The organism is Kluyvera sp. NPDC087067, from assembly GCF_044745165.1.
GTDB lineage: Bacteria > Pseudomonadota > Gammaproteobacteria > Enterobacterales > Enterobacteriaceae > Kluyvera.
On the sequence record NZ_JBIUZS010000008.1, the window covers coordinates 29320 to 55226 of the forward strand.

The window sequence follows — 25907 nt, forward strand, 5'->3', positions numbered from 1 at the left end:
AACAACCGGCGCGGAAGGGCAAACCGTCTAGCAGTGGCATTGCTGATTGGCAGCGTTAGATTTCCTGGCACATGGACTTGTGACATGTCAGCAATCCTGACCGATGTACGGTGGTTTGTTGCCCGACAGTTGGGAATATCCGGTACCCTGGTCACTGTGGAACATCACTCCCGCTGGTTTACCTCGGGTTTCCCACGCCATTTCCAGCGCTTTGATGATTAGCTTGCTGTCCGGTGAGAATGACATTGCCCAGCCTACCGGTTTCCTGGCGAACAAATCGAGAACGACGGCGAGGTAAGCCCAGCGCCTGCCTGTCCAGATATACGTCACATCACCACACCATACCTGATTAGGCTCTGTCACTGCGAGCTGTCGCTCAAGGTGATTTGCGATAGCGATGTGTTCATGACCACCACGTATATACCGGTGGGTGGGTTGCTGACAACTCACCAGTCCCAGTTCTTTCATGAGCCTACCGGCAAGCCAGCATCCCATTCTGAAGCCTCTCAGGGTTGCCATAATGGCGATACTTCTCGCGCCAGCAGAGCCATGGCTAATGTTATACAGCTCCAGAACCTCACTACGTAATACAGCCCGCTTGCCGTCTGGCTTTTCGGGGCTTTTCACCCAGTATTTGTAGCTGCTGCGAAGAACCCCGAACACGTGGCAGAATGTGACCACAGGATACTGCGCTCTGAGTTTCTCGATTAACGAGAACTGTTCAGGGAGTCTGACATCAAGAGCGCGGTAGCCTTTTTTAATATGCCATTTCCATTTCAATGCGTTGTAGCTTTTTCTTTAGCTCACGTATTTCAATCTGTTCCGGGGTTATAGGAGAGGCTTTAGGTATTTTGCCCTGTCGTTCATCCCGTAACTGCTTTACCCATCGCGTCATGGTAGAAAGCCCCACGTCCATAGCACTGGCCGCAGCTGCAACTGTGTAGTTCTGATCAAGGACCAGTTGAGCGGATTCGCGTTTAAACTCTGCGCTGAAATTTCTTTTTTTCATTGGGACACCTGTATTGTTCTGAGATGCGCATATCATCTCTGTTCAGGTGGCCAAATTCAGTAAACCACTACTACCCGCCACAATTAATATTCCTGGATGAAATAAATTATCCAGCCATACGTATATTCCAAACTCAGAGCACCTGCGTCAGGCTGTCATATCCGTAAAACTAAAGCTTATAGTGCTCTTTGCTAAGGCCATACTTCTTCATCCTTAGATAGAGCTTTTTACGGGGGATCTGCAGATATTCTGCAACATCATTAATCCGCCCCTGGTGGATGTTAAGGGCGGCGGTGATGATTTGCCGTTCTATATCTTCAACCCGTCTATCGAGCGGCGTTGGCTCATTCACATGCATCCGAGGATTTACTGTATCGGCAAGCGGTAAAACGCCCACGGCAAACAACTCGGCCGCATTCGCAAGCTCACGAATATTGTTAGACCAGACCCGGCGTGTCAGCCCTTTGAGTACGTCATTCCCAACTTCTGGTATAGCATGATTCAGGCGTTGGCAGGCCTTATTGAGATAATGATGAAACAATGGCTCGATATCATCGATACGCTGAGATAAAGGCTGGCAAAGGATCTGCGTCATCGCAAAACAATAGTAAAGCTCCACCACGATATTATTCGTAGCAGCAAGTTCAACGAGCGAAACATGCCCGATGCCAATTAGCCGAAAAGGACGCTGCTCCTGGCTCTGCATCTCTACCAGTTGATACTGCTGTTCGCGGGACAGATATTCCAGGTGACTGAGGACAAGCGTTCCCCCTTTAGCCTGCTCCATCAGTTCATTCATCATCCCTGCATTATCCGAGGTCAGCTCCTGGTAGATAAAAGGTCCGTTCGCATGACGTCCGAGCTGATGCAGGTACTTCGCGCCCATCATGCGGCCAGTGCCGGCTTCACCATAAAACCAGACGGCGATATCCGTTTCCGCCAGTTGCTCCAGTCGCTGACGATACTCGCATACCCATTCGCTACGCCCAATTAACTCAACGTTCAGCCGCTGTTGACTTTGCTGGCGACGCGCAATAGTGGCTTTTCTTTCCCTCAAAGCCGACTCGACCAGTGTGAGCAGCTTGCCAGGGTCCACAGGCTTTTGCAGAAAATCCCAGGCCCCTTTCTTCACAGCGTCAACCGCCATAGGTACATCGCCGTGCCCGGTAATCAATAAAATAGGAAGCTGCCGATCGTCTTGATGCAATAGAGTCATTAACTCAATGCCTGAACAACCGGGCATACAAACATCACTGAGTACAATACCTGGCCAGTCCCGATGTATCCACGGTCTGGCCTCTCCCGGACTATTACATGTCCGAACAACGTAACCGGCTTGCTCAAGCAGCCCGGTATAGGCATCAAGAACGTCAGCATCATCATCAATCAGCAGAATGGAGACTTCATCGCTCAACATTTTTTACTTCCGTTAATTTAAATTGCAGCACCACGCAGGCGTTTTTTGTCAGCGTGGACGCCAGCCGTAGTTCGCCCTCCATTTGCGCCATCAGCGAGACACAAATAGACAGGCCAATTCCTAAGCCGACATCCTTACTCGTGGTAAAAGGTTTCAGTAAGGAAGGAAGCAGAGCCTGGGGCCAGCCAGGACCATTATCGGCAACCAGCACGCAGAGCGTGCCTCCCTGAACCTGCCAATGCACATCAACACTCACGCCGTGTGGACAGGCATCAAGAGCATTCGCAAGCAAATTAACCAGCACCTGTTGGATCCGGATCTCATCTCCGCGGACCCAACATGTCGTCTCCGGCAGTGACAGAATCCCCTGTTGCGGTTTATGTCGCATTGCCAACAACTCCCATGCTGCAATGAATGTCTGGTATAAATCAACGGGGTGCAGCGGCATTTCCAGCTCAGCACGACGGGTGAACTGGCGCAGAGAGCGGATGATAGCGTCAATACGGCTAATCAGCCCCTCGCCTTTAATTAAGGTTGCCTTCGCCTGCTCCAGATGTCCCTGTTCAATTGCCCGACTAGCGGTAAACAGATACATCGATAAGGCATTCAACGGTTGATTGATTTCGTGCGCCAACGTAGTCATTGTCTGACCAACTACCGCAAGCTTAGCGGTCTGAATAAGCTCATCCTGCGTTGTACGTAAATCAGATTCAATCATCTTCCGTTCGGTTATCTCAAGCTCAAGCTGCCTTTTTTGCGCGCTCAGTAGCCCTAAGGTATGGCGTAATAAACCGGCTATTCGCCCCAGTTCATCACGACCATACACTGGGATAGTGGCATCAGTCGCCCCAAGACCAATCTGTACGACGGCATGATTCAATGCGGTAAAACGCTTCACTAACCGGGAGCGAATAAAGTAATGGTTTAATGCCCATGCCAGTAACAGTGCCAGCACTGTCGCCACCAGAATGAGGGTTCCACTGACACGAACAATCTGCGCCATTCGCTCATTCAACATCTGCATTTGCTGATGGCTATTACCAAGCTGCATTTCTAGCAGCGCCCGGAATCTCCCTAACGTGACTTCGCGCAAGCGGTTCGCATCATTCAATGCCTTCTGCGCGGCGACGTAGTCACGCATGGTATCGGGCATCTTATTTTTAACCATCCCGATTTCCAGCAGTTCATCAATTGTTTGTCGGAGGGTGATCGTGCTCGGCCAGTCGTCCAGTGCCCGAATATTTTCATCCGCCGTTGTCTTCAAATTTTCCAGGTAGCGAATATGAGTCTCAATTAACATACCGTCATCGTTACCGGATTTCAGTTCATTGAGCCGGTCGCGAAGGTCATCAACAATCTGGTTTTCAATACGTGCGAGCGTGTAGACCTGCTGCTGTTCGTTCTGCACTTCACGTGAACGTTTCAGATATTGTGCAGCATCGCCTTGTCGGGATTCGATTTGATCGAGTAACGTACCTTGCTGCCAGGTGAAATCCTGCACCAGTGAATTGAGCTCGGTTGTAAAGTCATCATGCAGCCAGTCAATGCGCGCCGAGAGCTCACTCACCTTTTCTCGTATCAGAAACATGTTGTAGAGGACATTGTCCAGTTTCGACAACAGTATCCGGCTATCCTGCAATATCATTGTCAACTGCTGGCGATCCGCTGACGATAATCCCTGACTTAGCCGCTCAATTTTATCCAGCTGTTGGATAATTTGATTGCGAAGCTGCAGACGAGATGTGGTATTGGGGGCCAACAAGAACTCATTAAGTTGATCAACAACCTGATTGAGACTCCCTTCTATCTGAAAAGCAGAATGAATACGCGGGAAGTATTCATCGAGGGAATAACGGATCTGAGAGCTTTGTTCATGCCAGGAATAGAGACCAACACCGCTGACAAACATCGTCAGCAACGCCCCCATCAAAAATGCCCCACGCAGGCTAGTACTGATACTCATGTGCCGCAGGCGTTGCCACATATACCCGCTCTTCATTTCAGTTCTTCCAGTTTTTTAATTGCCAGCTTCTGGTTATTGAGAAACCAGAGTTGCCACTCCAGCATTTTCTGCTCGGCAAAAGCTTTATTATCTAACCTTGCAAGCCAGACTTCATCTTCACTGTTGGCCGCATCAACCGGAATGGCAGTAAGCAGCGCACGTACCTCTGGTAAAGTATGCTTGAGACGTGATTCGGCACTATATAACGCTCGCCAGGCATCCTTTAACTGTGCCAGGCGAAAACTGATCGCGGTATCAAACATGCGCTGCACCAGTTGCTGTCGTTTCAGGATCAGTCGATAGTTCAACGGCTGCTGACTCATTAGCATCGCCTGCTGTACAGCACGCGCATTGTTTGCCGGGAGTGGCGTCACCGGATATTTTCCGGTATTCGCATCTGCGAGGATCCGCTGCCCTTCCGGGCTGAGCAGATAGTGAATAAAACGCTTTGCCTCCTCGGCATGAGGACTGTTTTTGAGCACAGCCACGTAGGTAGGTGATACTGCAGACTGCGGAAAATAGGTAAAAGAAAGGTGCGGGTCGTTCAGGAGCAGGTTAGCATAGTTATCGATCACCGGCCCCGCGACACCAAGACCACTTTTGATCTTATCCGCCACCCCAAAACTCCGCGAAGAAATGGTCACGAGGTTTCCAGCGCTGGCCAGCAATATTTCCCACCCTTGTATCCATCCCTTTTGCTGAAGCAAAGATTCGACCATCAGATGGTTAGTATCTGAACGGGATGGGCTGCTCATCAACAGTCCACCTTGATATTGTGGTCGCATCAAATCACTCCAATCCTCCGGAGCGGGGAGATGTCTTGCTGCCAATGCAGAGCGATTAATCAGTAGCCCAAAACCGGAAATGGCAACGGCGACCGAAGTGGCGCGAATAGACTCGGGTACCAGATGCTGACTACTCATCGGAGCCCCATCAAACGGCGCCAGTTTTTGGTGCTCCTGAAGATGCTGAAGCAGCATAGGTGAAGAAGTCAGGAGCAGGTCGACATTTTCGGCATTGGCAGTATCCAGCAGGTGTTCCAGCGATGAACTGGTACGATTAAGCGTACGAATCATCACGGATCCAGGTTCTGTCTGCCAGCGCTGGATAATCCATGAGGTTGCACTGGGAGAAAAAGTGGTCGCCATAACCAGCTCGCCACCTTTCGCCTGACTCCATCCTGGGAGCAAGATCAGTAGCAATACGAACAAATAACAACTCAGCTCAACCCGAGAAAAAAACCGGTTTGTGATCCTTCTCATAAATATCAACTTCCTGGCAAAATAAGGTTGAGACAAAACTTACCCTTTTATGATGCTGAGTGGGTGCAAGCGACTAACACGGATATATCCATACAAATGCACCGGAATAGTAAGAAAGCGTACCAGATAATGGTTGTAGAATATGTTACTACCCGCACATCGCAGTAATAAAAATAATTAACAGGCATAATAAAATTTACTTCGGGTCAAAAATAACTCATGGAATTATCAATTTGAGTCAATATTGACACATATAAGCCAATTGATTTTAGCTAACTATTCTTACACTCTTCATGCCGAATACTCCTGATGTTCACATCAATATAAAATACAGGTGACAACATGTTATCAATATTAAAAACGGGACAAGCGGCGGGAAAGATACCTGAAGATAAAGTGCAGGAAACTTATGGCCGTTACCGCATGCAGGCGCTACTCAGCGTATTTCTGGGTTATCTGGCGTACTATATTGTGCGTAATAACTTCACATTATCTACACCTTACTTAAAAGAACAACTGGATCTCAGTGCTACTCAAATCGGCTTACTCAGCAGCTGTATGCTTATCGCCTATGGCATCAGTAAAGGCGTGATGAGCAGCCTCGCGGATAAAGCGAGCCCAAAAGTATTTATGGCCTGCGGTCTGGTGCTTTGTGCCATCGTTAACGTCGGTCTGGGATTCAGTACCGCATTCTGGATTTTCGCCGCCCTTGTCATCCTCAATGGTCTATTTCAGGGTATGGGCGTTGGTCCCTCCTTTATCACTATAGCCAATTGGTTCCCACGCCGTGAACGCGGACGCGTAGGGGCATTCTGGAATATTTCGCATAATGTCGGCGGTGGCATCGTGGCTCCTATCGTTGGCGCAGGTTTCGCCATTCTTGGCAGTGAACACTGGCAAAGCGCCAGCTACATTGTTCCCGCCTGCGTTGCTGTCGTATTTGCTCTGATCGTACTCGCTTTGGGTAAAGGCTCTCCGCGCCATGAGGGTTTACCGGCGCTCGATGAGATGATGCCTGAAGAAAAAGTGGTGCTGAACGCAAAACAGACGGTAAAAGCACCAGAAAATATGACCGCATTCCAGATTTTTTGTACCTACGTATTACGTAATAAGAACGCCTGGTACATCTCTCTCGTCGACGTTTTCGTCTATATGGTTCGTTTTGGGATGATTAGCTGGTTGCCTATCTATCTGTTAACGGTGAAGCATTTTTCCAAAGAACAGATGAGTGTGGCCTTCCTGTTCTTTGAATGGGCGGCAATCCCTTCCACACTGCTCGCAGGCTGGCTCACCGATAAACTCTTTAAAGGACGTCGTATGCCGCTTGCCATGATCTGTATGGCGCTGATTTTCGTTTGCCTTATTGGTTACTGGAAAAGTGAATCATTACTGATGGTGACTATTTTCGCCGCTATCGTCGGCTGTCTTATCTACGTACCGCAGTTCCTTGCTTCCGTACAGACGATGGAAATTGTACCGAGCTTCGCTGTAGGCTCTGCTGTCGGTCTACGAGGATTTATGAGCTACATCTTTGGCGCGTCGCTGGGTACCAGTCTGTTTGGTGTGATGGTCGATAAGATGGGATGGCATGGTGGTTTTTATCTGCTGATGGGCGGTATCGTCTGCTGCATTATTTTTTGCTATCTGTCTCACCGCGGGGCACTTGAGCTTGAACAGCAGCGGAATAAAAGCGCCAACGATGATTCGTCACTACAACTCGCTGACGTGAAGTAACATTGCGCATATTAACGTGAGGATGGATACTTAACGTCCTCACGTTGCAAAGCAGGCATGAATAATACCAAAATTAACTCTTATATGAATGTCGCTATAACCCGCTGTGGAAATCAGTTGTAGTTGCATCCGTAAATATCAGAAAAAAAAACAGATGATAAGAAAAAGACCCATCTGGTGATGATGAACGATTAGGGCCCGTTAAACCTTAATAATTAAAAATCTTCTCGCCTGTATACACACTTCCCTCAGTGGTCCTGAATTTAAAATGAATATTCGCTGCAAAGATCCGCTCAAAAGCATGGCTGATAATCACCCCATTAAACATGGCAACGAACTCAGAAGGTGCTATCGTTCTGCCCTTTTTCCCGCCAAATTCGCCAACCAAAAGCAATTTTTGTGAAACCGGAAATGCCACTATTGTCCCCAACACACCAAATCCTGGGGCGACAGGACGCCCGTCTTTCCAGATAAGGTTCACCGGACGGTCAGCAGTGACAAAATAATCGCCTTCATCTGCTTCCGCTAACCACCAGTTTCTTGCATGCAGGGTTTTCTCAATTTCTTGAGCACACTCCATCTCCATTAAAATCATAAGCTCACGCTGCACAGGAGGTACTCCAACATCGTTCTCAATGTTGCTTTTCACTTGCTCATATACGCTTTCTGCATTTTCAAAATGAATTCCTTCTTCAATCTGCATTCTGAAAAGGATATCGCTGTATCGCTCAGGCGTTGCTACCATTACATTTGCCATTAATTTATTCAGCGATTTTATCAATGTTGATTCAATATAGTTCCTCATCCCTGGCGTTCTTTTTGCCAGTAATCCCCGCTAAAAAGTGTCCCTGATGAGTATCCCCATCAGGCTTGCGTAGCAACGCACGTCCATATGTACAATTACCTGTACATGTAGCATACTTATAGGGCAACAACTTGCCGGAAGAGGAACACTATGCAGCATGTTAACTATACCGATGCTCGACAGCATTTAGCTGACCTGATGCAGCAGGCTAATGATGATCGTGCGCCAATCCTGGTTACGCGTAAGGGTGCCAAAAGCGTGGTAATGATCGACGCGGAAGAGTTCGCATCGATTCAGGAAACGTTACACCTGTTCAGTAACCCGGCGAACGCCGCACACATTGAAGCCAGCCTTGCATCGCTCGAACGCGGCGAATATGAGGAACTGGACATTTAATGAACGTCAGGATATCCCCGCAGGCAAAAGGCGATCTTCAGTACTGGGCTGAGAATGACCCAAAGACACACGCGAAGGTAATGGAGCTAATCAAATCGGCTAAGGAAAGCCCCTTCACGGGGATTGGGAAGCCGGAGGCACTAAAGCATCGTAAGCCTCTCTGGTCACGTCGCATCACAAAAGAACATCGTCTGGTGTATTACGTTGAACAAGACAATCTCTATATTGTCGCTTGTCGTTATCATTACACCACAATCTAGCGACTTTCCCTGCTGGTAAGTTTATCTTTAAGTTTGCCAGCTAATCCTACGCTCCTCCTTTTAGTGTATGTGAATTGCAAAAAAGGGAATCTCATAAAATAGGATACCTAAGCACTTCCCCCCGCCCTGCCTAATCTGGCATAGCCCCGATGCTTAAGGTTATAATCCGCCCATTCATTTATTGGTTAGACACGATCATGACAAAACTCACATTACAAGAGCAGATGCTCAAAGCTGGACTCGTCAGCAGTAAAAAAATGGCAAAAGTCCAAAGAACCGCGAAAAAGTCACGCGTGCAGGCCCGTGAGGCCAGAGAAGCGGTGGAAGAAAACAAGAAAGCGCAGATTGAACGCGATAAGCTGTTAAGCGAGCAACAAAAACAAGCGATTTTGTCAAAAGAGTATAAAGCGCAGATCAAACAGCTTATTGAAATGAATAAAATCGTAATTTCAAAGGGCGATATCGGCTTTAACTTTACCGATGATAATCTCATCAAAAAAATCTATGTGGATAAAACGACGCAAACGCAGCTGATCAATGGTCGCCTGAACATTGCTCGCCTGCCTGCGGAAGGTAAGGCTGACAGCGAGTACGCGATTATCCCAGCAGTTGTTGCTGAAAAGATTGCCCAACGTGATGCAAGCTACATTGTTCTGAGCAATGAGATCAGCAAAGAAACGCTGGATGAAGAAGATCCGTACGCCGCTTTTGTCGTGCCAGACGATTTGATGTGGTAAGCCACATAAACTTGCCTGAACAAACAAAAAAGCCCCACGGTGTTGTGTGGGGCAAAAGGTTTCAGGGAAAATCAAAATATCGTTACGTTTTACCGCAGCCCAAAGACCTCTGTATTTTTTTGCCTGATATATTCCTCTATCGCCATCAAAGCATGCACACGCCCGAATGCCGTTAATAGGGAAAGAATCGCCGACCGCTGCTGATGCAGCTTTTCTGTCTTATCTACGCTAGCCTGCGCCGCCCCCCAGATATCAATAGCCTGGAGGCAATTTGTTTTCACTGACTCTGGAAAATAATGACCTGAGATTTCCTTGTGCAATGCATTAAAAGCCTCATCACACTGGCTCTCATCACCTGCAGAAAAAATAATATTCATAATGGTATCTGTCAGTAAGCACAAGTCATCTGTATATTTTTCCATGGTATTCTCCGCGCCTTACATATTATTATCATCACGGAAATCGGCGGCCTTTACTTTCAATATTTAAGCAATCAAGCTCCTCACGATAGGTCGGTGGTGCATGTTAACGACACTCGTCATTTAAAACCGGTCAGACCGGATGTGATAATCGAAAGAGCATATTCACATCCGCCCCCATCTTCTTCTCTGCTCGTTGCTTTGCGGCATACACTCTGCGGATATCGACATTCAGAGACTCCGCCAGATGATGGCAATCTTCACCGGCTATCAATGCCTTTAGGACATTGAATTCCAGCACCGACAACGCCTCACCTTTGTAGAAAGCATCCCGTTGATAAATAAACCGCTTTTTTAAATTCTCACAAGCGCTGGTGATTTTATCACCAGGGTATATCACCAGAAAAATATCTCTGTAATGCTTAAACCAATAATTTGCCAGTGGTTTCAGGTGCGTATCACAAACAAGAATGATTTTTAACTTTGTTTCCAACAGATAATCTATCCATCGTGCATCCGTAAAATGCCGAAGAAAACTAATAGAAAAATCAACGAATACACACCCAAGATAAATATTGTTATAGCTTTGTTTTAATATCCCTTCCATTATTCCTAATGAAAAAAACTCGCTGGCCCTGGGCCAGGTACAAAAACAATATTCCTGACAATAGGATATCCGTAATGATGCGTTAGGTTTAACCTCACAGTTCGAAGGGCAAGTCATGCAGTTGATTTTTCCGTAATCAATATTTAGTGACATCATTGTCCCCTCCTTATATATATTTCATAATTTCATTCACTGAAAATAATGTCAATATCATTTTAAAAAGCAAAATATCTTAAAGTGCCAATAAAACAATATTCTTACCCTTCAACTATCGAATGAAATTTAACCATGAGGAAATACTGATAACAGGAGGGGAAATAATTCTTCCGCCCGATAATTCCAGGAGTATTTCTAATGTAAATCAGATAATTGCAATAAAATAATCAATAATGCTTATTGATTTCCCTCAAAATCATTCCATTTAATATAATTCAGAACAGTTAATTGTCTGAAAAAATGGCGTGATGAGTAAAGAAAATTTAACCAAAATAAAAAACAATCATACGAATGAATGAGAGCTCATACATAAATAAAAAATGGAGCCTGCCACATGACTGTTATCGCCCTGAGTTCGTCTTGACGTAGCAATGCGCCCATCGGTCGCATTGTCGTGGTAAACCTCAATCGGAGGTGAGTACAGGGAAGCAGTTAATCAAAAAGAACTATGCTCTTTATCAATAATCAACGCCAGATTTAACGTCGCCGGGATGAAATTTATTACCGCCTGAAATTAATGTGTCGTCGAATCACGACACTCGTAAGTAACTAAAAATTAATAAAAAAATGCCTCTTGTCTACCTTGATTTTTAAGCGTACATTAGCGCCATCTGGAGCACAAAAGCACAGTCATTATGAGGTGATAGCCTGAGGTGAAAACGCGGATTTGTTGTTTTCCACCGGTTGCTATCAGCTCACAGTACCACCGTTCATGAGTGCGTAAAAAAGTTACGCGGAGAGATGAGTCGTGAAATATTTCTTTATGGGCATTTCCTTTATGGTCATCGTATTTGCCGGAACATTTGCCCTGATGATCTAGTCATACTAATGCATACAAAACAGGAGCCATTTGGCTCCTGTTTGCATTTTAAGAGGATGAAGAATTAGCCCGCGGTTTTATCTGATGGCAGCAAGCCATCGGCACGAAACATCGCTTTAATCCCGCGAATCGCCTGACGGATACGGTCACGATTCTCAATCAGCGCAAATCGGACATGCGTATCGCCATAGTCACCAAAGCCGATACCCGGTGAGACGCAAACCTTCGCCTCCTGCAGCATCTTCTTAGCAAACTCCAGCGACCCCATTGCGGCATACTGTTCGGGAATTTTTGCCCAGACGTACATGGATGCCTTCGGACATTCAACCATCCACCCCGCCTCGTGTAAGCCTTTCACCAGTACATCACGGCGACGCTTATACTGGTCGGCAATATCACGCACGCACTGCTGATCGCCTTCCAGCGCCGCAATCGCCGCAACCTGAAGCGGCGTAAAGGTGCCGTAATCGTGATAACTTTTAATGCGCGCTAACGCATTCACTAAGGTTTTATTCCCCACCATAAAGCCAATACGCCAACCCGCCATATTGTAGCTTTTTGACAAGGTAAAGAACTCCACCGCCACATCGCGAGCCCCAGGAACCTGCATTATCGATGGCGCTTTCCAGCCATCGTAGACAATATCGGCATACGCGAGGTCATGCACCACCAGCACGTCGTAACGCTTGGCCAGCGCCACCACTTTCTCAAAGAATTCCAGCTCAACGCACTGGGCGGTAGGGTTTGAGGGAAAACCTAAGATCATCATCTTCGGCTTTGGATAACTTTCGCGAATCGCCCGCTCCAGTTCGCCAAAAAAGTCGACGCCCTCCACCAGCGGCACAGAGCGTACCTGCGCCCCGGCGATGACGGCACCGTAAATATGAATCGGGTAGCTTGGGTTGGGAACCAGCACCGTATCGCCATGATCGAGCGTCGCTAACATCAGGTGTGCGAGCCCTTCCTTCGAGCCAATTGTCACAATCGCTTCGCTTTCAGGATCAATGTCGACGTCATAGCGTTCCTGATACCAGCGAGAAATTGCCCTGCGCAGTCGCGGGATGCCACGCGAAGTCGAGTAGCCGTGCGTGTCCGGGCGCTGGGCAACGGTACACAATTTTTCCACGATATGCGGCGGTGTCGCGCCGTCAGGATTCCCCATACTGAAATCGATGATATCTTCGCCGCGTCGACGCGCAGCCATCTTCAGTTCAGCGGTGATATTAAACACATAGGGAGGTAAGCGATCGATACGCGTAAAACGACGTTCAGGACTGGATTCAGCCATAAATTCCTCAGGATAACGTGAGCGCCCGAACCGTTCGAGCGACGCTGCCGCTGATGCGGCATGTCTAGAAAGTAACCTGAATAAATTGTCTGTGTCGAGAGGGAAAATAAAAAAAGAATGTCGTGGTAAAAAGAGGAAGAAAGACCAACAAGAATCGCTGACTGAGTGCAATTAACAGGATAAAAACAACATTAACTCAACAAATTACCCTCAATAATTTCTCATCATTCAGCGCTGAAATGACTAAAACGACGCCATTTCACCTCCCTGAAAACCTTTAGCCATCAATCCCCTTTTAAAAATAGGGTATTTCCCTATTCTGTGTACTGCTGGTCATCTGCCACTGGGTTACTTATCATAAGACTTTCCTGAATACACCCGGCGTCCCCATGCACGAAATACTCAATATGCTGCTGGCAGTTTATGACCGAGCCGCATTAATGTTAATTTGCCTCTTTTTCCTGATCCGTATTCGCCTCTTTCGCGAGCTGCTACACAAGTCGGCCCATACGCCAAAAGAGCTGCTGGCGGTGACCGTCATTTTCTCCATGTTCGCCATTTTCAGTACCTGGTCTGGGGTACCGGTGGAAGGTTCATTGGTCAACGTGCGCGTGATTGCGGTGATGTCCGGCGGGATCCTGTTTGGCCCGTGGGTCGGCGGTATTGTGGGGATCATTGCCGGAACCCACCGCTACCTGATTGATGCCGGTAGCGTGACCGCGGTTCCCTGCTTTATTACCAGCATCATCGCCGGGATTTTATCGGGCCTTATTAATCGAAAAGTGCCAAAAGAGATGCACTGGAAAATCGGGATCCTGGGCGGGATGCTGTGTGAAACGCTGACCATGATACTGGTTATCGTCTGGGCGCCGAGTATTGCCCTGGGGGTGGATATCGTCTCAAAAATCGGTATTCCAATGATTGCAGGTAGCGTCTGTATCGGTTTTATCGTGCTATTGGTCCAAAGCGTTGAGGGGGAAAAGGAGGCCAGCGCCGCGCGTCAGGCCAAGCTTGCGCTAGATATCGCCAACAAAACGCTTCCGCTGTTCCGTCAAATCAATAGCGATACGCTTCGGCAGATTTGCGACATCATTCGTCAGGATATTCATGCCGATGCGGTGGCCATCACCAATACCGAAAGGGTGCTGGCCTACGTAGGTGTGGGTGAGGACAATTATCAAAATAACGATGCCGACATCAGCCCAACCACCAAACAGGCGATAAACAATGGTGAAATCATCATTAAAAACAACGATGAAGCCTATCGCACGCCAGAAATTCACTCCATGCTGGTGATCCCATTGTCAGAAACGGGCGTGGTCACCGGGACGCTCAAAATCTATTACTGCCACGCTCACCAGATCACCTCCTCGCTTCAGGAGATGGCCATCGGTTTGTCGCAGATTATCTCCACCCAGCTTGAAGTTTCCCGCGCGGAACAATTGCGCGAAATGGCAAATAAGGCAGAGCTGCGCGCCTTACAAAGTAAAATAAATCCCCATTTCCTGTTTAACGCGCTCAACGCGATCTCGTCATCGATTCGTATGAATCCAGACACCGCGCGGCAGCTCATTTTCAATCTGTCGCGCTATCTGCGCTATAACATTGAATTAAAAGACGATGAGCAAATAGATATCCGCAAAGAGCTGTACCAGATTAAAGACTATATCGCGATTGAACAGGCGCGATTTGGCGATAAGTTAACCGTTATCTACGATATAGACGACGAGGTGAATTGTCTTATCCCTAGCCTGCTTATCCAACCGTTGGTGGAGAATGCCATCGTACATGGCATTCAGCGCAGTAAAGGGAAAGGCGTGGTGACGATAAGCGTGACCGAGTCCGGCAACCGCGTACGCATTGGCGTGCGCGATACCGGGCCGGGGATCGACCCATTAGTGGTTGAACGCGTCAAAAATAACGAGATGCCGGGCAATAAAATCGGTCTGCTGAACGTCCATCACCGCGTCAAATTGCTTTACGGCGAAGGGCTGCATATTCATCGCCTTGAGCCGGGTACAGAGATTGTGTTCTACATCCCGAACCAGCGCACGCCTGTCCCGACCGCCGCCACTTTATTGCCTTAAACCGGAGTACGCATGAAAGTCATCATTGTCGAAGATGAATTCCTGGCGCAACAGGAGCTAACCTGGCTTATCAAAGAGCACAGCCAGATGGAGATTGTTGGGACTTTTGACGACGGTCTGGATGTGCTGAAGTTTTTACAACACAACAAAGTGGATGCCATTTTCCTCGACATCAATATCCCGTCACTGGATGGGGTACTGCTGGCGCAGAATATCAGCCAGTTCGCCCATAAACCCTTTATCGTGTTTATTACCGCATGGAAGGAACATGCGGTTGAGGCCTTTGAACTGGAAGCATTCGACTACATTTTAAAGCCCTATCAGGAAGCGCGGATTGTGACCATGTTGCAAAAGCTGGAATCCAGTTGGCAACAGCTGCAATCAGGCAACGTCGGTGCCTCTGCAGGAACCACGCGTGAAAACGACACTATTAATCTTATCAAAGATGAGCGTATTATCGTGACGCCGATAAACGACATCTATTACGCGGAAGCGCATGAAAAGATGACGTTTGTTTATACCCGGCGGGAATCGTACGTGATGCCGATGAACATCACCGAATTTTGTAACAAGCTCCCCACCAGCCACTTTTTCCGCTGCCACCGATCGTATTGCGTCAATCTGAATAAAATTCGTGAAATTGAGCCGTGGTTTAATAACACCTATATTTTACGCCTGCGCGATCTGGAATTTCAGGTGCCGGTAAGTCGCAGTAAGGTGAAAGAGTTCAGGCAGATAATGCATCTGTAGGCAGGAAATAGTGCCGAAATCCTGTGGCTCATTGAGACAGGATTTCGGCGACGCCACGGTTAAGCGTTTTAGACTTTAAGCATTTTGACCGTGGTCTCAATGTCTATTTCATCTTCAGAGAAGATTAACGTCGTCCCCTGGAATGTGGTGATCGCCAGTTTTTTCAGCGAGCGCATTTCACCGGGCTTGGCTTCAGACTTTGGTCTGATGCTGTTCATTAACGCGCCAACAGAAAGTACCGCATTCTCTTTATCAATGCGCGCATCGGCAGGCACTTCTTCGCTATAAACCACATAAGATTTGATTGCCGTAAGCTTAATGCGCTCACCCGCAATGTAGATATATTTGCTTTCCGGCACGACTTTCACCGCGTAAGCCGATAACCCTTTATTGTTCGTGGTGGGTTCGAAAGTGACCGCCGCATCTTTCTTAATCAGTTCAGGGTTGGCAACCTTAATCACATGAAAATAGCGGTTATCACCGTTTTCATCTTTGATAAAGCCAAAACCTTTATCTTCAAACCAGGTTGTGATCGTTCCGTTCATCGCCATTACCACCTACTTAATCGTTTATTAACTCAAATTTTTGCAGCGCGCAGTGTAAAACACAACGCCCGCGTAAACTACGTCTTTGCTTTCAGTCTGGCCGATAAATTTCAGCTGTGCGAGGAACATCTTCCAGACAAGCGTCGATTCGCCAGCCGATGGAAAATTGGTTATGATCCTCCTCCACTCTTCCGCCAGGCCGCCTGATGTCTACGATCAACGATACGTTTATAGCCCCACCGTGCCACGATGAAATCGAAATTGTGTATCAGGACGAGCATCTGGTGGTTATCAATAAGCCCTCGGGGCTGCTGAGCTTGTCGGGTAAAAATCCGCAAAACCTGGATTCGGTGCATCATCGACTGGTGACGATTTTCCCCGGCTGCACGCTGGTTCACCGTCTGGATTTCGGCACTTCCGGGCTGATGGTGGTGGCGCGTAATAAGGCCATTAACGCCGCGCTGTGCCAGCAGTTTAGCCAACGTCGCGTGGAGAAGGTCTATCACGCGCTGCTCTGTGGGCACCTGGAAAGTGATGAAGGGATTATTGATGCGCCCATTGCCAAAGACCCGGCGCTGTTTCCGCTGATGGCGATTTGCCCCATTAAGGGAAAACCGGCCCGTTCTCATTACGAGGTTATCGAGCGTTTTTATCGTCAGCCTGTGGACGGCATATCGCTGCCGTTGACGCGGGTGAAGCTCACGCCGCAAACGGGCCGTACTCATCAGCTGCGCATTCACTGCCAGCAGTTGGGCCATCCTATTTTAGGGTGCGATTTGTATGGCGGGCTATTAGCACCTGGCGCCGCGTTGACGCCAAGGCTGATGCTTCATGCCAGCGAACTGCACTTCACGCATCCCATTAGCAACGAACCCTTCATCGCCCAGCATGACAGCCCCTTTTAACAAAAAAGCCGCGTGATTAACGCGGCTCAGAAGGGAGCATGCTGAAATTACAGGATTTGTCCCAGCGTCTGACGCAGGTGCGCACCCGAGCCCAGCAGGCCCGGATTGTCGTGGACAATCAAATAGACGGGGATTGGGTGGACGTAGTCTTTAAAGCGGCCTTTATCCTCAAAGCCACCGCGGAAACCGGAGGCTTTAAAGAACTCCAGGAAACGTGGAACAATGCCGCCGGCGATATAGACGCCGCCGAATGTCCCCAGCGTTAAGGCCAGGTCGCCGCCAAAGCGTCCCAGAATCACACAAAATAGCGACAGCGCACGGCGGCAGTCGGTGCAGGAGTCTGCCAGCGCACGTTCGGTAATGTCTTTTGGTTTGTAGTTTTCCGGCAGGCGGTTATCGGCTTTCACGATAGCGCGATACAAATTGACCAGCCCCGGCCCCGAAAGAACGCGCTCGGCAGAAACGTGACCAATCTCTTCGCGCAGCACTTCGAGGATAATGCCCTCTTCTTCGCTATTGGGCGCAAAGTCAACGTGACCGCCTTCACCCGGCAAGCTCACCCAACGCTTATCAACGTGAACGAGATGCGCCACACCAAGCCCTGTGCCCGCGCCATACACGGCAATCGGTTTGCCTTCGACTGGTTCTGTGCCGCCAAACTGGATCAGATGCTCTTTCTTTAGCATCGGGATAGCCATCGATACCGCGGTGAAATCGTTAATGATTTCCAGATGCGCAAACCCAAGGTTTTTCTTCATTTCCGCAATTGAAAAAGCCCAGGTGTGGTTTGTCATCGCCACCCAGTCGCCGGTAATCGGACAGGCAATAGCGATACAGCCGTCTTTTACCGTGACGTTATGCTCGTCAAGATAGACGCGAACGACAGCTTCCAGGCTCGGGTAGTCAAGACCAGAATAGGTTTTAGCCTGCGAGATTTCTCCACTGGCAATATCGCACAATGCCAGACGCGCATTGGTGCCCCCAACATCCCCTACTAAAGCAAACTTTGTCATTCCGTTACGGCTCCGCTAAAGTCAGAATAAATCTTTGCCACACTGTAAATTCAAGGCGCATTAACAACAATGACGTTTGCGTGAGCACCCCAGGATTATCGATCCAGATCACATTTTTTGCGCATTTTTTAACACATGCGAAGTGAGTCATCTCGCTGGTCGTATCGTTTCAGCACCATTTGCGCTGAACCGGAATTCAGGAAAATGCAAAGTAGCCAAGGTATTTAGCCAAAAGGATATAAAAATGCTCCATCCGCGAGCCAGAACCATGTTGCTGCTATCTATCCCCGCGGTGTTGATAGGCGTGGCATCCAGCCTGATTTTGATTGTGGTGATGAAAATTGCCGCCGTGTTGCAGCATCTGCTGTGGCATAGCCTGCCTGCCACGTTTGGTATTGATTTTACCTCGCCCTTCTGGATTGTCCTGATGCTGACGCTCACCGGCATCGCAGTGGGCCTGGTTATCCGCTTTAGCCCAGGCCACGCCGGGCCCGATCCGGCAAGCGAACCGTTAATTGGCGCGGCGGTGCCGCCATCGCATCTGCCCGGGCTAACTCTGGCTTTGATCCTTGGTCTGGCGGGCGGCGTCAGTCTCGGGCCCGAACACCCTATTATGTCGGTGAATATCGCGCTGGCAGTGGCGTTAGGCGCGCGCTTTTTCCCGCGCGTTAGCTCCCTTGACTGGACGATTCTCGCGGCCGCCGGGACTATCGGCGCGCTGTTTGGCACGCCGGTCGCCGCAGCGCTCATTTTTTCCCAGACGCTCACCGGGAATAACGACTCACCGCTGTGGGACCGCCTTTTTGCACCGCTGCTGGCCGCAGCCGCCGGTGCGTTAACCACCGGCCTCTTTTTCCATCCGCAGTTCTCACTACCGATTGAGCACTACGCGGGGCTGCGCATCATCGATATCTTCAGCGGCGCCGTGGTGGCCATCTTTGCGATTGCAATCGGCATGATTGCCGTCTGGTGCTTACCGCACCTGCATGCGCTGGTGCATCGTTTAAAGCACCCGGTACTGATTCTCGGTATCGGTGGCTTTGTGCTGGGACTCATTGGCATTGTCGGTGGCCCGATTACGCTATTTAAAGGGCTTGATGAAATGCAACGGCTGACTGCCGGGCAGCACTTTGGCGCCAACGACTATCTGCTGTTTGCTATCAGCAAGCTGGCGGCGTTGGTTGTCGCCGCTGCCTGCGGTTTTCGCGGTGGGCGTATTTTCCCGGCGGTGTTTGTCGCCGTTGCGCTGGGCTTAATGTTACATGCGCACGTCGACGCGGTTCCGGCAGCGATTACCGTCTCCTGCGCGATTCTGGGATTAGTGCTGGTCGTCACGCGTGATGCCTGGCTTAGCCTGTTTATGGCCGCCGTGGTGGTTCCAGATACAACGTTGCTGCCGCTGCTGTGTATCGTCATGCTCCCCGCCTGGCTGCTGCTGGCGGGGAAACCAACCATGATGGTGCCGCGTAAACGTAAGGGTTAGCGTCCGCTATTACGCGCTTCCAGTGAATCGGTCACCGCTTTCAGAAGCGGCGGAATATCCATCTTCGGCAGCATGACTTCCAGTAACGTCAGCTTTTCTCCATGCTGGGCACGCGCCAGCGCCTCGTGAAGTTGCGATGCGCTGGTGACTTTGCAGCACTCAAATTCACCGTCCAGACTCAGCGCCTGCGGCAGTTGCGTCCAGTTCCATCGGCCAATATCGTTGTAACGCTGTTCCGGCCCGTGGATCGCCCGCTCAACGGTGTAACCCTCGTTATTGAGCAACAAAATCAACGGACGCTGTCCGTCACGTAGCATTGAACCGAGCTCCTGGATGGTGAGCTGCGCGGCGCCATCACCAATCACTAACACCACGCGTCTGTCCGGTCGGGCAGTCTGCGCGCCGAATGCCGCTGGCAGTGTAAAACCAATCGATCCCCATAAAGGCTGCACGATCAAGCTTGCCCAAGAAGGTAAGGAGAGCGCGGCAATACCAAACGCCGCCGTTCCCTGGTCTGCCAGCACAATATCATTCGGCTGGAGCGATTTTTCCAGCGTCTGCCAGAAATGGTGCTGCGTCAGTTGTCCCTCATCCACTTCAGGAGAAACCGCGTTCGATTGATGGTAGGTCTGCCACTGGGAAGCGAAATCGTGACTTAGCGTAATGAGCGCTTTTACCGCTTCCTGCATCGCAATGCCACTGAACCAGCGCCCCGCCACTCTTGCGGCGAATGGTTGGATCTCAATGGAGTGCTCAAGGGGGATTTGTTGGGTAAAGCCCGCCGTCGTGGTATCGGTGAAACAGGTGCCGATGCAGACGATGGCGTCAGCGTCCTCAATGGCCTCACGCGTCTGAGGCTGGCTTGCCTTGCCGCTGTAGGTTCCGGCAAAACCGGCGCGTTGTTCGTCGAACAGGCCTTTACCCATTAATAAAGTGGCATGCGGGATCGGCACATCATTCATCCACTGATTCAATATCGACTGGAGACCGAACCGTAAGGCGAGCACGTCCGCCAGCAGTGAAACCCGGCGACAGGGCTGCAAGAACCTTCGCGCGTCCTCAATGAAAGCGGCAAGCTGGGCAGGATCATGCAGATGCGTGTGCGTGAGAGCGTTTACAGGCCGCGAGACGGGTAGCGCGGAAACGTCGGCGGGTAGCAGGAGATAACCGGGTTTGTGCGTACGCTTGATTTCACGCAGTACCCGGTCAATTTCGTCGCAAGCATTGCGCGCGTCTAAGACTCCCTGCGCCACGGAGATGGGCGCGCTCATCTGGCGGAAGTGGTCAAAATTGCCGTCGCCCAACGTGTGATGCAGGCACTCCTGCCGCTGTTGGGAACCGGTACACGGTGCGCCAACGATATGCAGCACCGGCACCTGTTCAGCGAAGCTTCCGGCAACGCCATTGAGTGCGCTTAACTCGCCCACGCCGTAGGTGGTCAACAGTGCGCCAAAGCCCTGAATCCTGGCATAGCCATCCGCGGCGTACGCGGCATTAAGCTCGTTTGCACAGCCGACCCAACGTATCGTTTGGTGGTCAATGACATGGTCGAGAAACTGGAGATTGTAATCTCCCGGCACGCCAAACAGATGGTCAGCGCCGCAGTCAGCCAGGCGGTCAAGGAGATAATCTGCAACGGTATAGGACGCGGTCATCATGTACTTCCCCAGTGGTTGGTTTCTTTGAGTATTGAAGAAGTGTTAAGCCTGTCCAGAAATGACAAAAAAGTCTGCTGGAAAGCAAAATTTACAGATTAGAGGAGTGTACGAGTGTGTGGACATTGGTTAGTGTAAGCGTATACACCCCTGAATATCCTGGAGGATACAATGGTTTACCAGGCAAATCCGTCGCGTTATGAAAGCATGACGTTTCAGCGCTGCGGTAACAGCGGCCTCAAGCTCCCTGCCGTTTCGCTAGGGCTGTGGCATAATTTTGGCGATGCTACGCTTATTGAAAACAGTCGTCAGTTGTTGCGTCATGCGTTCGACCTTGGGATAACGCATTTTGATTTAGCCAACAACTATGGGCCGCCTCCCGGTTCGGCGGAGAGCAACTTTGGCCGCATTTTGCGTGAAGATTTTCTTGCCTATCGCGACGAGCTGATTATCTCCAGTAAAGCGGGCTACACCATGTGGGATGGCCCATACGGTGACTGGGGGTCGCGCAAATATCTCATCTCAAGTCTTGATCAAAGCCTGAAGCGGATGGGCCTCGAGTACGTCGATATTTTCTATCATCATCGCCCCGATCCCGAAACGCCGCTGCTGGAAACCATGCGCGCGCTGGATCATATCGTGCGTCAAGGTAAAGCGCTGTACGTTGGGCTTTCCAACTATCCGGCGGAACTTGCGCGTCAGGCGATTGATATTCTGAACGATCTCGGTACGCCCTGCCTTATCCACCAGCCAAAGTATTCAATGCTGGAGCGCGGCGCAGAGAATGGGCTTCTGGATGTGCTAGCGCAAAAAGGCGTGGGCTGTATTGCTTTCTCACCGTTAGCCGGTGGGCAGCTTACCGACCGTTACCTGCACGGCATCCCGGCAGACTCACGTGCCGCCAGCGGCAGCGTGTTCCTGAAGCCAGAGCAGCTGACTGACGCCAAAATTGACGCCGTTCGCAAGCTCAATACACTGGCAGAAAATCGCGGTCAGAAGCTGTCGCAAATGGCGCTGGCGTGGGTATTGCGTCAGCAGGCAGTCACTTCCGTGCTGATTGGCGCGAGTAAGATGGCACAGTTGGATGATGCGATAGGAATGCTGGCTAACAGGCAGTTTAGCGCGCAAGAATGTGCAAAAATAGATGCCATCCTCCATAGCATGAAATAACAGCTATTTTAGCAAAAAATGCTCTCTCCTGGCGGTTTAAGAGTTAACCCAATAATTCCGATGTTTAACAAATTGTAATATTGAGTTAACAGGCCTGATGGGCCACGATCGGATAGGAGAGAAGTATGTTCAGGTCACTGATACTGGCAGCAGTGTTGATGGCATCGGCCCCGATGTTCGCCAATGCGGGCGAAATCACCCTGTTGCCATCCATTAAATTACAAATTGGCGATCGTGATAATTACGGTAACTACTGGGACGGCGGTCGCTGGCGGGATCGGGACTACTGGCATAAACACTGGAGACGTCACGACAACGGCTGGCATCGCGGCTGGGATAAGCATAATGCTTATGAACGAGGCTACCGTGATGGCTGGGGCGATCGCGACGATCATCGCGGTCGTGGACGCGACCACGGGCGCGGCCATGGTCATGGGCACCGCCATTAATCTCTTTTATGGGCGAACACAGTAGCGCCGAGTCTCCCCGGAGTCGGCGTGAACGTCTCGTCCGGGCTACATGGCCCGGACTGTAGGGTTTGCCACTATCCAAACAGTGTTCCTACCAGCAGCCATCCATTCAGCATTACGACTATCGCCACAATCGCCCATCCGATGTATTTGACCCAGCGCTTATTAACCAATTCCCCCATCAGCTTGCTATCGCTAGTGAAAATCAGCAGCGGCACCAGCGCCAGGGCAATACCAAAGCTCAACAGCACCTGACTCATCACCAGAATACGCGTCGGATCCAGACCCATCAGAATCACCACAAACGACGGCAACATGGTGATGGCACGACGGAACCATAATGGGATATGGAAGCGAATAAAGCCCTGCATCACCACCTGCCCGGCCAGCGTACCGACAACCGTAGAAGAGAGTCCGGCGGCAATCAGGCTAAGGCCGAAGATCGTCGCCGCCGCATGGCTCAGCAGAGGTTCCAGCGTCAGATACGCCTGATCTAAATCAGCAATCCCGGTGTGCCCGTGGGCGTGGAACGCCGCCGCAGCGGTAGCCATCATCGCCAGATTGACAAAACCGGCAATCGTCATGGCAATAGCCACATCCCAGCGTGTCGCGTGATACCGCTCTTTAGCACTTCCGCCGTGCAGATTCTGCGTCAGCGAGGAGTGTAAATAGATAACATGCGGCATGATGGTTGCCCCAAGCACCCCAGCCGCGAGGAAAACGGCTTCAGAATTGGGCAGCGACGGTAAAATCATCCCTTTGGCCAGCGGTGCTAACGCGGGCTGGGAGAAAATCAGTTCGACGATATAGGCCGCCGCCACAAACAGCAGCAAACCGCCAATCACTTTCTCTAACGGTTTTTGTCCACGACGCTGCAGCATCAGGATCAAGAAGGTGGCTATCCCTGTGAGCACTGCCCCTTGCAGCAACGAGATACCAAAAATCAGCTTAAAGCCTATCGCCGCGCCAATAAACTCGGCAAGGTCGGTGGCCATCGCGATGATTTCCGCCTGCACCCAGTAGAACCATACCAGCGGGCGCGGATAGTGGTCGCGAATTTGCTCGGCGAGGTTTTTCCCCGTCGCAATCCCAAGCTTGGCGGACAGTACCTGAATCAGCATCGCCATCAGGTTAGCCCAGACCACAACCCATAGGAGCTGATAACCGAAGCTCGCCCCCGCCTGAATATTGGTGGCAAAGTTACCCGGGTCGATATAGCCAATTGCGGCAATAAATGCCGGCCCCATCAGCGCCAACCGCATACGGCGCGCTGTCCGATTACTACTATTTTCAACGCGACTGTTGGTCATTCTCTGCCTCAAAAAAACATAGCCTTTGCTATGTTTCATGCTAACAAAATGAGAATGATTATCAAGTTCATTTGTGAGTGATGATAATGATTGCTCTGATAGCCGGAAACGATAGCGAGACTGGAGGTTGGGGAGGTTTGGTATACGCTTAAGGACAGAGTAGTACAACTTGGAAACTTTTCATACATTTACTTAACATCACAAAAATGTATCTTTGATCACTAATTTAGAGTTTGCTCACAGGTTCTGAATATAGTGAGAGACAGATCTCGTTTTATTTAACCATGTTACATAGAATGTGCACGAAAACTTAACCCGCCTCATGTTTGGAGCAAATATGGATCGCGTATTCCATTTTATTCTCGCGCTCGTTGTGGTTGGTATTCTGGCCTTGCTGGTCAGCACCAACCGTAAAGAGATTCGCATTCGTTATGTTATTCAATTGCTTGTCATTGAAGTACTGCTGGCATGGTTCTTCCTGAACTCCGATGTTGGTCTGGGTTTCGTAAGAGGCTTCTCCGAGATGTTCGAAAAACTTCTCGGCTTTGCCAATGAAGGGACCAACTTCGTCTTTGGCAGCATGAACGATAAAGGTCTGGCCTTCTTCTTCCTGAAAGTCCTGTGCCCTATCGTCTTCATCTCTGCATTGATCGGTATTCTTCAGCATATTCGTATTCTGCCGATTGTCATCCGCGCGATTGGTACCGTGCTGTCAAAAATTAACGGCATGGGCAAACTGGAGTCTTTCAACGCCGTAAGCTCCCTGATCCTGGGCCAGTCTGAAAACTTCATCGCCTATAAAGATATTCTCGGCAAAATGTCCCGTAACCGCATGTACACCATGGCGGCCACGGCGATGTCTACCGTTTCCATGTCTATTGTCGGCGCATACATGACCATGCTGGAGCCGAAATATGTCGTTGCGGCGCTGGTTCTGAACATGTTCAGCACCTTTATCGTGCTGTCGCTGATTAACCCATACCGCGTTGATGCCAGCGAAGAAAACATCCAGATGTCTAACCTGCACGAAGGCCAGAGCTTCTTCGAAATGCTGGGCGAGTACATTCTGGCAGGTTTCAAAGTGGCGATTATCGTTGCTGCAATGCTTATCGGTTTTATCGCATTGATCGCTGCACTGAACGCCCTGTTCGCGACCGTAACCGGTTGGTTTGGTTACAGCATCTCCTTCCAGGGCATTCTGGGCTACATCTTCTATCCAGTCGCCTGGATTATGGGTGTACCTGCTGGCGAAGCGTTGCAGGTTGGTAGCATCATGGCAACGAAACTGGTTTCTAACGAATTCGTCGCAATGATGGATCTGCAGAAAGTGGCCGCCGAGCTCTCTCCTCGCGCAGTGGGTATCATCTCCGTATTCCTGGTCTCCTTCGCGAACTTCTCTTCAATCGGTATCATCGCGGGCGCGATTAAAGGCCTGAACGAAGAGCAAGGTAACGTGGTTTCTCGCTTCGGCCTGAAGCTGGTTTACGGTTCAACGCTGGTCAGCGTACTGTCTGCGTCTATCGCCGCACTGGTTCTGTAATTCCTCT

General features: G+C 49.9%; 24 protein-coding genes and 1 pseudogene. 13 read left to right on the forward strand and 12 right to left on the reverse strand.

What is annotated here, in order from left to right:
* The first annotated feature begins 33 nt into the window (after positions 1-33).
* A complete protein-coding gene (locus ACIPDS_RS18390) occupies positions 34-222 on the forward strand; it encodes a hypothetical protein (protein ID WP_400739266.1) in 189 nt (62 codons plus the stop codon).
* Here the strand turns inward: ACIPDS_RS18390 and ACIPDS_RS18395 are convergent.
* The 4 genes and pseudogenes from ACIPDS_RS18395 to pgtC form a co-directional block, all read right to left on the reverse strand.
* Positions 133-1009: pseudogene (locus ACIPDS_RS18395) on the reverse strand (IS3 family transposase); the annotation flags it as partial. The gene ACIPDS_RS18390 and the pseudogene ACIPDS_RS18395 overlap by 90 nt on opposite strands.
* A 169-nt stretch (positions 1010-1178) precedes the next feature.
* Positions 1179-2426: a sigma-54-dependent transcriptional regulator gene (locus ACIPDS_RS18400; protein WP_400738876.1), complete on the reverse strand. Its 1248-nt coding sequence runs from the start codon at positions 2424-2426 to the stop codon at positions 1179-1181.
* On the reverse strand, positions 2413-4410 hold the full coding sequence (gene pgtB, locus ACIPDS_RS18405; protein ID WP_400739269.1) for a two-component system sensor histidine kinase PgtB: 1998 nt from the start codon (positions 4408-4410) through the stop codon (positions 2413-2415). The genes ACIPDS_RS18400 and pgtB overlap by 14 nt, the downstream gene beginning before the upstream one ends.
* An 11-nt stretch (positions 4411-4421) precedes the next feature.
* Positions 4422-5576, reverse strand: coding sequence for a phosphoglycerate transport regulator PgtC (pgtC, locus tag ACIPDS_RS18410; protein ID WP_400738879.1), 1155 nt, complete (start codon positions 5574-5576; stop codon positions 4422-4424).
* A gap of 456 nt (positions 5577-6032) precedes the next feature.
* Here pgtC and pgtP point away from each other — a divergent pair, with 456 nt between their 5' ends.
* Entirely contained in the window at positions 6033-7424 is a 1392-nt protein-coding gene (pgtP, locus tag ACIPDS_RS18415; RefSeq protein WP_400738882.1) for a phosphoglycerate transporter PgtP, read from the forward strand.
* Between the two features lie 208 nt (positions 7425-7632).
* On the opposite strand, the gene ACIPDS_RS18420 is transcribed toward pgtP, so the two are convergent.
* Positions 7633-8229, reverse strand: coding sequence for a DUF4238 domain-containing protein (locus ACIPDS_RS18420; protein WP_400738885.1), 597 nt, complete (start codon positions 8227-8229; stop codon positions 7633-7635).
* Between the two features lie 150 nt (positions 8230-8379).
* On the opposite strand from ACIPDS_RS18420, the gene ACIPDS_RS18425 reads away from it, so the two are divergent.
* The 3 genes from ACIPDS_RS18425 to ACIPDS_RS18435 all read left to right on the forward strand — a co-directional run bounded on the left by ACIPDS_RS18425 (position 8380) and on the right by ACIPDS_RS18435 (position 9622).
* Positions 8380-8625: a type II toxin-antitoxin system Phd/YefM family antitoxin gene (locus tag ACIPDS_RS18425; protein ID WP_400738888.1), complete on the forward strand. Its 246-nt coding sequence runs from the start codon at positions 8380-8382 to the stop codon at positions 8623-8625.
* Positions 8625-8885 carry a Txe/YoeB family addiction module toxin gene (locus ACIPDS_RS18430; RefSeq protein ID WP_400738891.1) on the forward strand — a complete coding sequence of 87 codons (261 nt, stop codon included), beginning with the start codon at positions 8625-8627 and terminating at the stop codon, positions 8883-8885. The genes ACIPDS_RS18425 and ACIPDS_RS18430 overlap by 1 nt, the downstream gene beginning before the upstream one ends.
* A gap of 197 nt (positions 8886-9082) precedes the next feature.
* Entirely contained in the window at positions 9083-9622 is a 540-nt protein-coding gene (locus ACIPDS_RS18435) for a DUF2058 domain-containing protein (RefSeq protein ID WP_166516081.1), read from the forward strand.
* Between the two features lie 89 nt (positions 9623-9711).
* Here ACIPDS_RS18435 and ACIPDS_RS18440 read toward each other — a convergent pair whose 3' ends face one another.
* Both ACIPDS_RS18440 and ACIPDS_RS18445 read right to left on the reverse strand, forming a co-directional pair.
* Positions 9712-10044, reverse strand: a complete 333-nt coding sequence (locus ACIPDS_RS18440; protein ID WP_400738895.1) for a hypothetical protein — start codon at positions 10042-10044, stop codon at positions 9712-9714.
* Positions 10045-10174: 130 nt separating this feature from the next.
* The gene (locus tag ACIPDS_RS18445) at positions 10175-10804 is read right to left on the reverse strand and encodes a helix-turn-helix transcriptional regulator (protein ID WP_400738898.1); all 630 of its coding nucleotides are present in this window, start codon (positions 10802-10804) and stop codon (positions 10175-10177) included.
* Between the two features lie 808 nt (positions 10805-11612).
* Between ACIPDS_RS18445 and ypdK the strand changes: the two genes are divergently transcribed.
* The gene (gene ypdK, locus ACIPDS_RS18450; RefSeq protein ID WP_100249902.1) at positions 11613-11684 is read left to right on the forward strand and encodes a membrane protein YpdK; all 72 of its coding nucleotides are present in this window, start codon (positions 11613-11615) and stop codon (positions 11682-11684) included.
* A gap of 64 nt (positions 11685-11748) precedes the next feature.
* Here ypdK and alaC read toward each other — a convergent pair whose 3' ends face one another.
* Positions 11749-12972, reverse strand: a complete 1224-nt coding sequence (alaC, locus tag ACIPDS_RS18455; RefSeq protein ID WP_400738901.1) for an alanine transaminase — start codon at positions 12970-12972, stop codon at positions 11749-11751.
* Positions 12973-13361: 389 nt separating this feature from the next.
* Between alaC and ACIPDS_RS18460 the strand changes: the two genes are divergently transcribed.
* Positions 13362-15059, forward strand: a complete 1698-nt coding sequence (locus ACIPDS_RS18460) for a LytS/YhcK type 5TM receptor domain-containing protein (RefSeq protein ID WP_400738904.1) — start codon at positions 13362-13364, stop codon at positions 15057-15059.
* A gap of 12 nt (positions 15060-15071) precedes the next feature.
* On the forward strand, positions 15072-15809 hold the full coding sequence (locus ACIPDS_RS18465; RefSeq protein WP_400738907.1) for a LytR/AlgR family response regulator transcription factor: 738 nt from the start codon (positions 15072-15074) through the stop codon (positions 15807-15809).
* A 68-nt stretch (positions 15810-15877) separates the two neighbouring features.
* On the opposite strand, the gene ACIPDS_RS18470 is transcribed toward ACIPDS_RS18465, so the two are convergent.
* A complete protein-coding gene (locus tag ACIPDS_RS18470) occupies positions 15878-16360 on the reverse strand; it encodes a cold-shock protein (protein WP_400738910.1) in 483 nt (160 codons plus the stop codon).
* Positions 16361-16560: 200 nt separating this feature from the next.
* Here ACIPDS_RS18470 and ACIPDS_RS18475 point away from each other — a divergent pair, with 200 nt between their 5' ends.
* The gene (locus ACIPDS_RS18475) at positions 16561-17259 is read left to right on the forward strand and encodes an RluA family pseudouridine synthase (protein ID WP_400738913.1); all 699 of its coding nucleotides are present in this window, start codon (positions 16561-16563) and stop codon (positions 17257-17259) included.
* Positions 17260-17306: 47 nt separating this feature from the next.
* Here the strand turns inward: ACIPDS_RS18475 and glk are convergent, their stop codons facing one another.
* The gene (gene glk / locus ACIPDS_RS18480; RefSeq protein ID WP_166516073.1) at positions 17307-18272 is read right to left on the reverse strand and encodes a glucokinase; all 966 of its coding nucleotides are present in this window, start codon (positions 18270-18272) and stop codon (positions 17307-17309) included.
* 244 nt (positions 18273-18516) lie between these two features.
* Between glk and ACIPDS_RS18485 the strand changes: the two genes are divergently transcribed.
* Positions 18517-19755 (forward strand): ion channel protein, encoded by a 1239-nt coding sequence (locus ACIPDS_RS18485; protein ID WP_400738917.1) that lies wholly within the window; start codon positions 18517-18519, stop codon positions 19753-19755.
* Here ACIPDS_RS18485 and ACIPDS_RS18490 read toward each other — a convergent pair.
* On the reverse strand, positions 19752-21410 hold the full coding sequence (locus ACIPDS_RS18490; protein ID WP_400739273.1) for an alpha-keto acid decarboxylase family protein: 1659 nt from the start codon (positions 21408-21410) through the stop codon (positions 19752-19754). The two genes, ACIPDS_RS18485 and ACIPDS_RS18490, sit on opposite strands and share 4 nt — an antisense overlap.
* Before the next feature lie 171 nt (positions 21411-21581).
* Between ACIPDS_RS18490 and mgrA the strand changes: the two genes are divergently transcribed.
* Positions 21582-22580, forward strand: coding sequence for an L-glyceraldehyde 3-phosphate reductase (gene mgrA / locus ACIPDS_RS18495; RefSeq protein WP_400738920.1), 999 nt, complete (start codon positions 21582-21584; stop codon positions 22578-22580).
* A 125-nt stretch (positions 22581-22705) separates the two neighbouring features.
* Positions 22706-23029 (forward strand): DUF2502 domain-containing protein, encoded by a 324-nt coding sequence (locus ACIPDS_RS18500; protein WP_400738923.1) that lies wholly within the window; start codon positions 22706-22708, stop codon positions 23027-23029.
* 95 nt (positions 23030-23124) lie between these two features.
* Here ACIPDS_RS18500 and ACIPDS_RS18505 read toward each other — a convergent pair whose 3' ends face one another.
* Positions 23125-24360, reverse strand: a complete 1236-nt coding sequence (locus tag ACIPDS_RS18505; protein WP_400738926.1) for an Mn(2+) uptake NRAMP transporter MntH — start codon at positions 24358-24360, stop codon at positions 23125-23127.
* Between the two features lie 337 nt (positions 24361-24697).
* Between ACIPDS_RS18505 and ACIPDS_RS18510 the strand changes: the two genes are divergently transcribed.
* Positions 24698-25900, forward strand: coding sequence for a NupC/NupG family nucleoside CNT transporter (locus ACIPDS_RS18510; RefSeq protein WP_166516068.1), 1203 nt, complete (start codon positions 24698-24700; stop codon positions 25898-25900).
* Positions 25901-25907: the final 7 nt, after the last annotated feature.

Bases quoted from the DNA above. Each gene is read 5' to 3' on its own strand.
- ACIPDS_RS18400 (WP_400738876.1), bottom strand. From the start codon at position 2,426: ATGTTGAGCGATGAAGTCTCCATTCTGCTGATTGATGATGATGCTGAC.
- pgtB (WP_400739269.1), bottom strand. From the start codon at position 4,410: ATGTGGCAACGCCTGCGGCACATGAGTATCAGTACTAGCCTGCGTGGG.
- pgtC (WP_400738879.1), bottom strand. From the start codon at position 5,576: ATGGCGACCACTTTTTCTCCCAGTGCAACCTCATGGATTATCCAGCGC.
- pgtP (WP_400738882.1), top strand. From the start codon at position 6,033: ATGTTATCAATATTAAAAACGGGACAAGCGGCGGGAAAGATACCTGAA.
- ACIPDS_RS18420 (WP_400738885.1), bottom strand. From the start codon at position 8,229: ATGAGGAACTATATTGAATCAACATTGATAAAATCGCTGAATAAATTA.
- ACIPDS_RS18425 (WP_400738888.1), top strand. From the start codon at position 8,380: ATGCAGCATGTTAACTATACCGATGCTCGACAGCATTTAGCTGACCTG.
- ACIPDS_RS18430 (WP_400738891.1), top strand. From the start codon at position 8,625: ATGAACGTCAGGATATCCCCGCAGGCAAAAGGCGATCTTCAGTACTGG.
- ACIPDS_RS18435 (WP_166516081.1), top strand. From the start codon at position 9,083: ATGACAAAACTCACATTACAAGAGCAGATGCTCAAAGCTGGACTCGTC.
- ACIPDS_RS18440 (WP_400738895.1), bottom strand. From the start codon at position 10,044: ATGGAAAAATATACAGATGACTTGTGCTTACTGACAGATACCATTATG.
- ACIPDS_RS18445 (WP_400738898.1), bottom strand. From the start codon at position 10,804: ATGATGTCACTAAATATTGATTACGGAAAAATCAACTGCATGACTTGC.
- alaC (WP_400738901.1), bottom strand. From the start codon at position 12,972: ATGGCTGAATCCAGTCCTGAACGTCGTTTTACGCGTATCGATCGCTTA.
- ACIPDS_RS18460 (WP_400738904.1), top strand. From the start codon at position 13,362: ATGCACGAAATACTCAATATGCTGCTGGCAGTTTATGACCGAGCCGCA.
- ACIPDS_RS18465 (WP_400738907.1), top strand. From the start codon at position 15,072: ATGAAAGTCATCATTGTCGAAGATGAATTCCTGGCGCAACAGGAGCTA.
- ACIPDS_RS18470 (WP_400738910.1), bottom strand. From the start codon at position 16,360: ATGGCGATGAACGGAACGATCACAACCTGGTTTGAAGATAAAGGTTTT.
- ACIPDS_RS18475 (WP_400738913.1), top strand. From the start codon at position 16,561: ATGTCTACGATCAACGATACGTTTATAGCCCCACCGTGCCACGATGAA.
- glk (WP_166516073.1), bottom strand. From the start codon at position 18,272: ATGACAAAGTTTGCTTTAGTAGGGGATGTTGGGGGCACCAATGCGCGT.
- ACIPDS_RS18485 (WP_400738917.1), top strand. From the start codon at position 18,517: ATGCTCCATCCGCGAGCCAGAACCATGTTGCTGCTATCTATCCCCGCG.
- ACIPDS_RS18490 (WP_400739273.1), bottom strand. From the start codon at position 21,410: ATGACCGCGTCCTATACCGTTGCAGATTATCTCCTTGACCGCCTGGCT.
- mgrA (WP_400738920.1), top strand. From the start codon at position 21,582: ATGGTTTACCAGGCAAATCCGTCGCGTTATGAAAGCATGACGTTTCAG.
- ACIPDS_RS18500 (WP_400738923.1), top strand. From the start codon at position 22,706: ATGTTCAGGTCACTGATACTGGCAGCAGTGTTGATGGCATCGGCCCCG.
- ACIPDS_RS18505 (WP_400738926.1), bottom strand. From the start codon at position 24,360: ATGACCAACAGTCGCGTTGAAAATAGTAGTAATCGGACAGCGCGCCGT.
- ACIPDS_RS18510 (WP_166516068.1), top strand. From the start codon at position 24,698: ATGGATCGCGTATTCCATTTTATTCTCGCGCTCGTTGTGGTTGGTATT.